General features: G+C 44.4%; 5 protein-coding genes. 3 read left to right on the forward strand and 2 right to left on the reverse strand.

Annotated elements, in window-relative coordinates; all coding sequences use genetic code 11:
• Nucleotides 1-31 precede the first annotated feature (31 nt).
• Complete coding sequence (locus tag IQR33_RS15555) at nucleotides 32-7,225, forward strand: Ig-like domain-containing protein (RefSeq protein WP_322631771.1); 7,194 nt, start codon at nucleotides 32-34, stop codon at nucleotides 7,223-7,225.
• A gap of 514 nt (nucleotides 7,226-7,739) precedes the next feature.
• On the opposite strand, the gene IQR33_RS15560 is transcribed toward IQR33_RS15555, so the two are convergent.
• The gene (locus IQR33_RS15560) at nucleotides 7,740-9,143 is read right to left on the reverse strand and encodes a PLP-dependent aminotransferase family protein (RefSeq protein ID WP_193837931.1); all 1,404 of its coding nucleotides are present in this window, start codon (nucleotides 9,141-9,143) and stop codon (nucleotides 7,740-7,742) included.
• A gap of 359 nt (nucleotides 9,144-9,502) precedes the next feature.
• Between IQR33_RS15560 and ampC the strand changes: the two genes are divergently transcribed.
• Together ampC and IQR33_RS15570 are read left to right on the forward strand one after the other, a co-directional pair.
• Nucleotides 9,503-10,654, forward strand: coding sequence for a class C beta-lactamase (gene ampC, locus IQR33_RS15565; RefSeq protein ID WP_193837932.1), 1,152 nt, complete (start codon nucleotides 9,503-9,505; stop codon nucleotides 10,652-10,654).
• 94 nt (nucleotides 10,655-10,748) lie between these two features.
• The gene (locus tag IQR33_RS15570) at nucleotides 10,749-11,387 is read left to right on the forward strand and encodes a CatB-related O-acetyltransferase (protein ID WP_193837933.1); all 639 of its coding nucleotides are present in this window, start codon (nucleotides 10,749-10,751) and stop codon (nucleotides 11,385-11,387) included.
• A 353-nt stretch (nucleotides 11,388-11,740) separates the two neighbouring features.
• Here the strand turns inward: IQR33_RS15570 and IQR33_RS15575 are convergent, their stop codons facing one another.
• A complete protein-coding gene (locus tag IQR33_RS15575; protein WP_193843820.1) occupies nucleotides 11,741-12,631 on the reverse strand; it encodes a peptidoglycan DD-metalloendopeptidase family protein in 891 nt (296 codons plus the stop codon).
• Nucleotides 12,632-12,633 lie beyond the last annotated feature (2 nt).

Consider the following 12,633-nt stretch of genomic DNA (forward strand, 5'->3'; position numbering starts at 1 on the left):
CACGGATAACAACAGCTCTGTCAGTCGTACGGTGACGACCGACAACTCAGGCAACTGGACGTTGAGCGGCAGCGAGCTGGATATCAGTGGCTTGAGCAATGGCACCCTGACTGTGTCTGCAACCCAAGCTGATATAGCAGGTAATATCTCCACCGTAGCCACCCAGAGCGTAACCCTAGATAACGCAGCGCCATCCGCTGTTACCATTTCCACGCCGATTGCAATCGACGGTATCGTCAATGCGGCAGAAGACAGTGATGTGCTGATTGCTGGCTCCGGCGCGGAGGCTGGCAATAGTGTGACCGTGACCATCACGGACAATAACAACTCAGTCAGTCGTACGGTGACGGCCGACAATACCGGGGCTTGGACGACTATTGGCAGTGAGTTTGATGTAAGTGCGTTTAACAACGGCACCCTGACGGTCGCGGCGAGCCAGAGCGATGCGGCGGGCAACACCTCCAGTATAGATAGCACAACAATTACGTTAGATAACGTGAGGCCAACTGTTTCTTTGAGCAGCTCAGACCTTGATTTGATCTCTGGCGAAACGGCGAGTATCACGTTCACCTTAAGTGAGTCCTCAAGTGACTTTACTGAGTCAGATGTCACCGTCACTGGCGGCAGTTTGTCTAACTTTGCGGGCAGCGGTGGCAATTACACGGCCACCTTTACGCCGGATAGAGACAGTACAAGTACAGCGACGATTAACGTGGCGGCAGATTTCTTTACCGATGCTGCCGGGAATAGCAACACTGCTGCGCCTCAACTGTCTATAACCGTTGATAGTTTAGTGCCGAGTGTGACTATCTCCAGTGATAAATTGGCGCTGAAAGCGGACGAAACGGCGACCATTACCTTTACCTTAAGTGAAGCGTCGAGCGATTTTACCGAGGCGGATATCACGGTTAGTGGCGGTACTTTGTCTGGTTTTGCTGGCAGTGGTAGCAGCTACACTGCGACCTTTACACCAACGGAAGAGAGTGCGACGAGCGGTACTATTGAAGTTGCCACAGGCACATTTACCGATGCCTCTGGTAACACCAATAGTGCAGCTACACCACTTTCCATCAGCGTCGATACTGTGCTTCCAACCGTTAGTATCACTAGCTCCAGCGCTGCGTTGAAAGCGGGTGAAACGGCAACACTCACGTTTACCTTGAGTGAAGCCGCAACTGATTTTTCCGAAGCCGATGTGACCGTGGCTGGAGGAACTCTTTCTAACTTTGCGGGCAGTAGCGCCAGTTACACGGCTACCTTTACACCTGCAGAAGAAAGCACTGAGGATGCAACTATTGATGTTGCAGCCGAGAAATTTAGCGACGCAGCTGGCAACCTCAATACAGCAGCGACTCAGTTGTTGATCTCAGTGGATACGGGGATCCCGACTGGACATAGCATCAGTATTGATCAGGAGAGCATTAACAAAACCAACGAACAGGCGATGAGCTTTACCTTCGCAGCAGCTGAAGTGAACGCGATGTTCACTTATAGCGTGACCGACGGTACCACGACCATTGACGGCGCTAGTCAAACAATTTCTTCGGAGACCATGCAAGTAACGGGCATTGACGTCACTGTTTTGCAAGAGGGGACGTTGACAGTAAGCGTGGTGGTAACCGATGTCGCAGGCAACGCATCTGATGCAGTGACGGATACTGTGACCAAACGCTACGATGTCGCGCCAACGGTAGTTGATGATAGCTTCTCGACTGAGGAAGATACGGCGAAACAATTTAATCTGTTAGCCAACGATTCCGATGTTAATGATGACATGGTCGCTTCTTCTACAACGATTAAAACGCAACCAATTAAAGGTCAGGTGTCGATCAGCAACGGCGTTGTTACCTATACGCCAAATAATAATGAGACAGGCACAGATAGCTTTACCTATACCGTGAAAGATGCCCTGCTGCAGGAGTCGCAAGAGGCGACAGTGACCGTCACTATCATGGCTATAAATGATGCGCCAGTCGCTAAAGCGCTGACCATCAACACCGACGAAGATACCGCAAGCGCAGCAGTCAGCGCGCGTAGTCAAGCGGAGGATGTTGAAGATGGCATCCCAACGGGTGATTTATCGTTAGTTAGTTTGCCTCAAAAAGGACAAGTAGCCATTGATCAAACTGTAGGCACTTTTGTATATACGCCGAATCCGAATGAAAATGGTAGCGATAGCTTTACTTACACGATCGCAGACAGTGAAGGCGGCGTTTCTCTTGCGGCCACGGTCAGCGTCAATATCGGTTCCGTCAATGACTCACCAGTAGCGGAGGAAGACAGTTTTACTTTTGATGAAGATATCACATCGACACTCGATATTTTAAGTAACGACAGTGATATTGAAGATGGGTCATTCACCCCGAGTAGTATTACCCTGCAAGATCTTGGTCAAGGAGAGGGGGTATACAGTTTTGCCACGGTCAGTGTCAATGTCGATGGGACCTTAAAGATTGTGCCAACAGCGAACGTTAATGGTCAACATAGCTTTACCTACATGCTAACCGATAGTGGTCAAGCAGTCTCAGTGCCTGCAACCGTCACGCTCAATATTACGCCAGTGAATGATGCCCCCGTTGCTGTTGATAACAGTGCACAACTACTAGAGGGAGGCTCCTTCGAGGTCAATGTATTAGGCAATGATAGTGATGCCGATGTTGGAGACAGTTTTGAACTCACTAGTGTCACAGTCGTCGATACGCCAGCACATGGCAGTGTGAACGTGACGGCGTCAGGAGCGATTGTTTACAACCCCAATGAGAACTACTTCGGTGAAGATAGCTTCACCTATACGGTGGCAGACTTAGCAGGTGCTGTATCTAACGCCGCAACAGTGACCATGACAGTAACACCAGTCAACGACGCACCAATGGCGCAAGCACAGTCACAAACGCTTGATGAAGACAATAGTTTGGTGATCACGCTGGTTGGTTCAGATATTGATAACGATGATGACACTCTGCAGTATCTTATCACTGAGCAAGTCAGTCATGGCGTGCTAGAGCAGTTGACCAATAATAGTTGGCGCTATACACCAGAAGCGGACTTCAATGGCTCCGACTTCTTCTTGTTCAAGGTCAACGACGGTGATCTCGACTCGACAGAGGTTCGTGTCGATTTGACGGTTAATGCAGTCAACGATACACCAACCGCGACCGATATCAGTGCTACGGGAGAGGAAGAAATACCGCTGACCATTACTTTAAATGGTAACGATGCAGAAGGCTCATCTTTGAGCTATCAAATTGTAAAATCGCCAGTCAACGGTAATGTTACCGTCACAGGCAATCACGCGGTTTATACGGGTAACAGTAACTTCTTTGGTCAGGACAGTTTCACTTACAGCGTAAGTGACGGAGAACTTACCTCTGGAGTGGCGTTAGTGACCATCACGGTGAATAACGTTAATGACGCGCCAGTGATTACGGGTACCCCATCGGCGCAAGTTGATGAAGATAGTGTGTATCAGTTTGTGCCCGCGGCATTGGACAATGACCCAGCGGATACTCTGACCTACTTGATAGCTAACAAGCCACCTTGGGCTACATTTGACAAGACAACAGGAGCGCTTTCTGGCACGCCAAGTAACCGTTATGTGGGGACTTATCCAGGTATCGTGATTAGCGTATCCGATGGCACTATTTCTTCCTCATTGTCAGCTTTTTCGATTACTGTGAATAACGTTAACGATGCACCCGTTATCTCTGGTTCACCAGCAACACAAGTGAATGAAGACAGCACCTATCTGTTCACGCCACAAGTGTCAGATGTTGACAGCCAAGCCTTCACCTTCAGTATCGTGAACAAGCCATCTTGGGCTAGCTTTGATGCATCAACAGGCACGCTTAGTGGTACACCAGATAATGGTGATGTTGGCAAATATCAGGGCATTGTTATCTCGGTTTCTGATGGTCTCACGACCACAATGCTCAATAGATTCAGTATTGTGGTTAACAATGTCAATGACGCGCCAGTGATCAGTGGCACTCCTGCTCTTACCGTCAACGAAGGCAGTACGTACCGCTTTGCGCTGCAGGCATCGGATGTTGATAGTAGTAGCTTGAGCTTTTCAATCCGCAATAAACCATCATGGGCAACCTTTGATAGAGCAACTGGGTTGCTAAGTGGTACGCCGGAAAATGAGCATGTTGGCAGCACCAATAATATTGTTATTAGTGTCTCAGACGGTGAGCTAAGCACATCTTTAGCAGCGTTTAGCATCACGGTAATCAACGTTAATGATGAGCCAGTGGCGGTTAATGATACCTATGTCTTTACCGAGAGTAACGATGGTAGCTACTTATTGGATGTACTCAGCAACGACAGCGATGTTGATCTAGATACATTACAACTGGAATGGGTTAAACCTACATCTGGAACGGCAACGATTGTGGGCAGTCAAATCCAATTGGTAACGACCTCAATTGGTACAGTGGCAGTGCAATACAGTGTGAAAGATGGTAACGGTGGAAAGGCCACCGCGAAAGCAATCGTGACAATTAAAAGTGCGAAATTGGACGCACCAACAATAGCCGCACCTTCAGATATCGAAGTGAACGCAACTTCGCTCTTTACTAAAGTTGCATTAGGCTCTGCTGTGGCACGAGATAGTACAGGCAAGCTATTACCTGTTTCATTGGTCGACAGCACGACTTTTTTCCGACCTGGAACTAATACGGTCTATTGGCGCACTCAAGACTCTGATGGAAACGTCGCTGAAGCTAGTCAAACGGTAACAGTGTATCCACTGATAAGTATCTCCAAAGATGCGCAAACCACGGAAGGCACCAATCATAGCGTATCGATACACCTTAACGGTCCTTCGCCGAGCTACCCAGTAATCATACCTTATACGGTTTCAGGAAGCACGGACAGTGATGACCACACGCTCACCTCTGGTGAAGTGGTGATACCTAGTGGTACCGAAGGCAAACTTTCGTTCGAACTACTTAATGATGGACAAAATGAGGGCGTTGAAACCTTAGTGATTGATCTGGACAGCACCCTTAATCTAGGTAGTAAGCGTCGTTACACCTTGACAATCTTTGAAGAGAATGTGGCTCCGAAGGTCACGGTAAGTGTATCTCAGGCGGGGGAGCAGCGGAGCCAAATTGAAAATGGTGTTGAACCGGTCACAATCACGAGCAGTGTTAGTGATGCCAATATGTCCGATATACACAGTTTCAGATGGAGTAGTGATAGCGATGTACTTAACCAAGCGATTGCGGGGCAGATGTACAGCGAAACATTGACTTTCTCTCCGCAATTACTGAGTTCAGCGATTTACAATTTGCAATTGACAGTTACTGACAATGGCACTCCACCATTATCAGTGACACGGAATGTCTATTTAGAAGTGGTACAAACATTGGCGGAGCTCGGGAGTGAAGACAGTGATGGCGACTTAATCCCGGATGATCAAGAAGGTCATAATGATAGTGATGGTGATGGTATCCCTGATTATCTTGATGCAATTTCTGACTGTAACGTAATTCAACAGGTTGTGTCAGAAAAAGATCGCTTCCTCATTGAGGGGCAGCCAGGTGTCTGTTTACGCAAAGGAATAACCATTCTGACTAACGCAACAGGAGGAGCTTTATTGCTGGATGAGGAGCTTCCTAAAGATATCAACATGAAGAGCATAGGGGGAATCTTTGATTTTGTAGTAACTAATTTGCCGCTGCCCGGCCAAAGCTATCAATTAGTTTTGCCTCAGCGTTTACCTGTTCCAGCAAATGCAGTGTACCGAAAGTATAACGCTGAACAGGGGTGGATAGACTTTATTGAGGATGCTCAAAACACGGTTTCTTCTAGTGCTGGCGAGGCTGGTTATTGTCCGCCACCAGGGCACAGTTCATGGTCACAGGGTCTGACTGAAGGTGACTGGTGTGTACAACTTACCATTGAAGACGGTGGTCCGAACGATGATGACGGATTGGCTAATGGCAGTGTCGTTGACCCTGGCGTCGTTGCCGCTCGTGTAAGCAATAATACACTCCCTCAAGCGATTGACGACAATGCGTTTGTTAGTCTCAATGGTACGGTGACGATCGATGTATTGAGCAATGATGCTGATGCTGATGGTGATGGGCTGAAGGTAAGTCGCGCTTCTGTAGATATTGGTAGTGTTAGCGTGGTTGATAACAAACTAAGTTATGTCACTCAACCACAGTACTACGGGGAGGCTTTGATCACTTATAGCGTAACGGATGGTAATGGTGGAACGGGATCGGCGAAGGTGACGGTAAATGTGGTAAACAGTCAGAATCCGAATGCGGTGGACGATAATATTACCACCGATGATCGTACCCCTGTCACGGTTTATGTCCTTGCTAACGATACCGATCCGGATAACGACACATTGAAGTTGGTTTCAGTCCAAGCGCAGTATGGGCAGGCGGTCATGAATGCAGATCAGAGCGTGACCTATACCCCTACCTCAGGGTTTGAAGGCAATGATGTGTTGACATATATCATTCAGGATAGCCAAGGCCTGCAAGACGCGGGGAAAGTTATAGTGACCGTTAAGTTGGTAAGAGATGTAAAGGTTGAAAATACTTCAGCAGGATCATTGGGTGGCATGGTGTTGATGCTTTTGATTTTGTTAGGAGCCATGCAACGTTATGGAAGAAACAGTGCTCTAGCACTAATTGCTGTGTTTAGTTTTAGTAGTCAAGCGGGCTGGTATGTTGATGTTCAAATGGGGTCAAGCCATGCAGATGAGCGTGATGCTGTTAAAGGTGATAACGTAATCTCTACTGACAACACCGGGTTCTATCGCTCTGTCGGGTTGGGATATACTTTTTCTGATCAATGGTCTGGAACTATTCGTTATATTGATATGGGTGAAGGTAGTGCTACATTGCGTAGTGCTACTACTTCACCAGAAGACTATCACGCCAATGTCGCATCTATAGCCCCACTCCTTGTTAAGGGCATGGGCTTCGACATCGGTTATAAGTTCTGGCAATACAATTCATGGTCCGCAAAACTGAGTTTGGGGGGCTTGTTCTGGGATACCGATATTGAAAGTACGTATCAAGGCAGCAAGATAACGACGGAAGTGGATGGTTTTGATGGATATATTGGTGCAGAAGTTGGCTACAACCTCTCAGATAATTGGGAGATCGGTATCCAAGGCGCTCGTTATTTTTTACATGAAAATGATGTTGATATAATTGCGGTACAACTTCGTTATTTTTTTGAGCCGTTAACAGCGTATTAACCTAGGGTTTGGTATTTTTCGATAATTTGTATCCTAAGCGATCATGAAGCGATATGGTAAATTACTGGAGATTAATGTCGTGATTGTGATCTTTATTATGTAGGTCAATACTCTATAACAAATCCTTAATTACCTTGAAGTCTTTTCTTCTTTAACATCTAGCGAAAGATAGTGTTTTGATAGAGTGTTAAGCAGAACTTACTGTTCGATATTAGAAAAATAAGGTTCATTGAATGCTCGATGTGAACTTAAAAGAAGATGATTTACGCAATAGGGTTGCTGGTGGCGCTGAAAGTGTCAGCGTGATACGTCGCTTTACTTGAACCTAGTGCGTCTACAGTCGAAGAAATATAGTTTTGGGGCTGAAGCCAAACCAAGCGGGTTAGAGCGACACAATTCGTAGTGAACTCTTATTTGGTTGAAAAGCGTTCCAAGTTCGCAGTTGCCCCTGACTCTGCTGGTGATAACAAGACGATAAATTGATACCGAGCAAAACGATAATTTTATATCTGCTTTAATCCAATACTGATTGAATAATATCAAATGCTGTTTCTATTTTTTGGATAGGGATAATGCCAAACCCAAATAAGAGGGCATTAGAATGATTGTTGATAGAAAAATGCGATGATGGATAAACCGCTACATTTGATGAAGCCAGTTTATTCATCATTTGTGTCGCGCATCCCGATACTTCAGCTGCTATATGCAATCCACCTTGGCTTGGAATACGTTGTAAGCAATCTACGTTGTCAATTAATTGAGTGAGTTTATGGTACCTTTCGCTATAGATTTTATTCATATTGAGTAAATGGTGAGAGAAATGACCGTCACGCATGAATTCGTCAAGTAGGATTTGAGACACTACAGATGTACTTCTTCCCAAGTGCCACAACATATTTGAAATTGGCTCCATTAAAGACTTTGGTGGAATCATATAGCCAATGCGTATGCCGGGAAATAGTATTTTAGAGAAACTGCCTACCATAATGACGCAGTCATTTTTATCTTGTGACTTGAGAGCTTGCTTACTGGTATTGAGGTAGTGATATTCCGCATCATAATCATCTTCGATAATGATTGCGTTATTAACTTCTGCCCATCTCAGCAGTTCTAACTTCCTTTCAACTGAGTAGCTAAAGCCTAAAGGGAACTGATGACTAGGCGTTGTATAAATAATTTTGGTATTAGAAGGGATTGATTCAACGACAACACCTTGGTCGTCCATCGGCACGGAGCCTATTTGCGCGCCAAGTAATCGAGCTTGATTTCGAAAAACAGGATATCCTGGATCTTCCGTCGACACGAGATCCCCGGGAGAGAGTAATGTAAGGAGAGTCGTCATTATTGCCTGCTGGCACCCTTGAGTAATGATGATGTCTTCAGGGTCACAGATTACGCCTCTCGAGTGTCTCACATACTCGCAGATAGACTCTCGTAAACAAGCTAACCCTTGTAAATCACCGCCATGTGCAAACTCTGGAGTTAATGCATTGAGCCTACTCAGTCTTGAGTGTCGCCAAATATGCTTTGCTATTCTCTGATGATCAGGAACGCCTAAAGTGAAGTCATAGTCTAGATTCTTTGGTGCGATGATCTCTGGCTTCTTCGCTGCGTTAGTGCCAAACCCCCCTAGTTGGTAGTGTTTTATTGGTCTCTTATCTTGATCCATCGTTTGTTCTAGAGCATTACTTACGTACGTGCCAGACCCTGCCTTTTTTACTATCCACCCCTCGAACTGAAGTCGCTCATACACCGAAATGACAGTGTTTCTTGCTATGCCTAACTTTTTCGACAGCATGCGGGTTGACGGTAATCTCTCATTTGATCGTAATCTGCCTTCTAATATCCCTTGGTATATCTCGGAATAAAGCTGTTGGCTGGTGACTTTTCCAGTTTCGAAGTGTAGTGAAAATGGCATCGTTTTCTCTGTAGACGTTGAAAAGTGGTTCTAAAGCGTTGTGAGGATGTGGATCTGTATATACCAAGTATATCTACCTAGTATACCGTTATCGTGATATGGAGAAAGCGTAATGAGTACACTATTTCCCCATTTTGGAAACGGATGTTACTTACATTCGTATCTAACCGGCCTACCTATCAACGGTGATCAGGTTTAGACCTGTTTATATCGCACTAAAAATTTGAAGACACAGTGTTATTCATCGAGGGTTAACGATTGGAGTTCTTCAAGTCAGGATTACTTTTATATAAAAAGTTAAAAGCCTTGGAATAAACTAGAAATTAATTATAAGTTAAAATTAAAAAATTGAGGGTTCAATGAAGTTAAACAATGCCTTGCTGGCCATTTTATCGCTCACTTCTTTCGTCACGTTTGCGAAAACGGAGTTAACGGTTAGCAGTCAATTAAAGAGCGTAGTTGATGATTGCGCTAAAGGATTAATAAACGAATACGACATTCCGGGGTTGGCTGTTGCAGTAACGATTGATGGCAAGCGTTATTTTTACAATTACGGTTTTGCTGACGAAAGTAAGGGGAGTTTAGTCACCAACGACACAATTTTTGAACTCGGTTCTATCAGTAAAACTTTTGCCGCTACTTTGACTGGGTATGCCCAAGAAAAAGGTAAGCTAGACATGGATGACAAGGTCAAAGATTATATTCCAGAATTAGAGAATAGTGCTCTGGGTAATACCAAGCTAGTTCATGTCGCCACCTACACTGCGGGTGGTCTACCATTGCAATTTCCTAGCGAAGTAACGAACGACGCTGAAATGATGCAGTACTACAAAACGTGGAAACCGGAGTACGAAGCCGGTACTAAGAGGAAGTACTCAAACCCTAGTATTGGTCTATTTGGCTACATCGGTGCCTTGAGTATCAAGTCAGACTATACGGAAATGATGGAAACCGTCATCCTGCCTGAGCTCGGTATGACCAATACCTTTGTCGATGTACCAAAGGATAAGCTTAATAACTATGCTTTTGGTTATAGTTCTGAGGGAAACCCCGTTAGAGTTAATCCAGGTATTCTTGATGCGCAAGCCTATGGTATTAAATCAACGAGCTCAGATATGCTTCAATATATCGAAGCAAATATGGGGCAAGCGCAACTGAATAATGATATGGAGAATGCGCTAGAGCAAACTCACATTAAGTATTTTAATACCGATACATTTACGCAAGCAGTAGGGTGGGAAGGTTATGATTATCCCGTCTCACTTTCACAATTATTGAAAGGTAACTCCAGCGACGTAATTCTCAACGCTAAACCGGTTCAAGCAAGTGAATCCGGTACTCTCGGTCGAGACATTTGGTATAACAAAACGGGCTCAACAGGTGGCTTTGGGGCATATGTCGCGTATGTACCCTCTGAAAAAATAGGCATAGTGATTCTAGCGAATAAAAACTACCCTAATGCCGAAAGAGTAGAGGCTGCTTACCATATTATTAGCTCGGTGGTGAAGTGAATTTTAGTAGTATTAGGAACTATGTAATTATTAGAGCTTATTTAGATACATACTATCTGCAGTGTTTTATTCGATAGTATTTATAGGAGTATTCATGAAAACTAAGCATTGGTCTAAGGTGACTTTGCTACATGAAGTTATTACGAACCCAAATATAACGATTAAAGGTAAACATAGTTATTACAGTGATTGTTGGGACGCCGGTTTTGAAGAGTCTGTTGTAAGATATCTACAAGGCGATGAGTTCAGCCGCGATTGGGAACCAAAATGGAAGATTGATAAGTTACATATAGGTGACTTTGTCTGTATTGCAGCGGAAGTTGTCATTGTTATGGGGGGAAACAGTACACATAGAGCTGATTGGTTCTCCTTGTACCCATTTATGGACTTTATTGAAGAAGCGTACGTCGGGAAAGGAGATACTCATATCGGCGATGGCGCCTGGCTCGGTATGCGATCCATGATAATGCCGGGTGTGACTATCGGAGAAGGAGCAATCGTTGCGGCAAACAGTGTGGTGACGAAAGATGTTGAGCCTTACAGTATGGTTGCGGGTTCACCAGCTAAGCATGTCAAATATCGCTTTTCTCGAGAGACGATAGACGAACTGCTTGCTCTTAGGATATATGATTGGCCTGATAAGAAAATCGACAGCCTGAAGAGATTTTTATGTTCAGACGATTTAGAAGGGCTGAGAAAGGCAAGCGCTGAATATGATAGAAACTACTCATAATCGTGACAATGTCACTATTTAAAAAATCAGAAAGAGGCCATTGTTGGGCCTCTTTGTATTAAATATCTAACCAATACAATGAGTATTCATTTTATTCTTTTATTGATTTTTTATGTGAACATGATAGAGGTGCGCACCACTTGCGTTCAAGAACAAGAGGACAACGTGTTTGGTAAAGGGGAAACCGATGGAATATCGGGAAATTATAATCATTAAGAGCCGCATGTAGCGGCTCTTTTTGATCATGAAATTGGTTAGTGGCGACAGACTACGAAGCGCTCAGAGGGTTACGAGGACTCGCTTCAGATAAATGAAGAAAGAGCGAATCGAAGTGGCTGTTGTTACCTGTTTGACTACTTATACCGTTGCCATTCCGCTGTTAATTCCGCTTTTTCTTTTCTCGCTGCAATCAGCATTTCTATATTTACGTCAGTGTTTGGGTGCCTTTGAATGTATCGCTCGTAATCAACCGGAACACCATTGATGTGCAGTTCAAGATGTAAATGCGGCCCTGTTGTTCTTCCTGTGTTACCCGTTTTCCCTATCACTTGTCCTCGGCTGATCTTCTCACCAACATGGACGTTGCGCTGAGATAAGTGTAGGTAGCGTGATACAGAGCCATTTGTGTGGCGGATATTAATGTAGTTGCCGGCAAAACGGTTGTAGCGGGACTTTAAAACGACGCCATCAGCAATACTACGAATCGGTGTACCTACAGGTGTGGCATAATCAGTGCCTAAGTGCGGAGTCGTTATATTGGTCACTGGATGTGTTCGCTTTAAGTCATAGTCAGAGCTCACTCTGTAGTTTTTATCAAAGGGTGAAGAAAACATGAACTGATTATTTATCGACACACCATGCTCATCAAATACGTTACCGTGACCATCATTGATAATAAATAAATCAGTTTTACTGCCTAAATAGTAAAAAGAACTAATGTAAGTTTCATTTTTACTATTTAATTTAGTTCTTAAGATAAAGTTATCACCTCTTTTAATAGAGTCAATAATATTAAACTTGCTTTTGATAAGTGCTAATAGCAAGTTGATCTCTTTTTGACTCACTCCTGATTTTAATAATGAAGCGACAAAAGAGTATTCAACAACACCGATAGTGATTTTTTGCTTACGAGTCTTCTTTTTAATTGATGGCTGCACATTCTCACTTTCGAATTCTAAAGGCTTGATGGTAGGTAGCCTATCCACAGGAGTGAGGAAGTAGTGAGAAAGCGATACGCTAATCAATA

The organism is Vibrio sp. OPT46 (genome assembly GCF_015163535.1).
In the GTDB taxonomy this organism is placed as follows: Bacteria; Pseudomonadota; Gammaproteobacteria; order Enterobacterales; family Vibrionaceae; genus Vibrio; species Vibrio alginolyticus.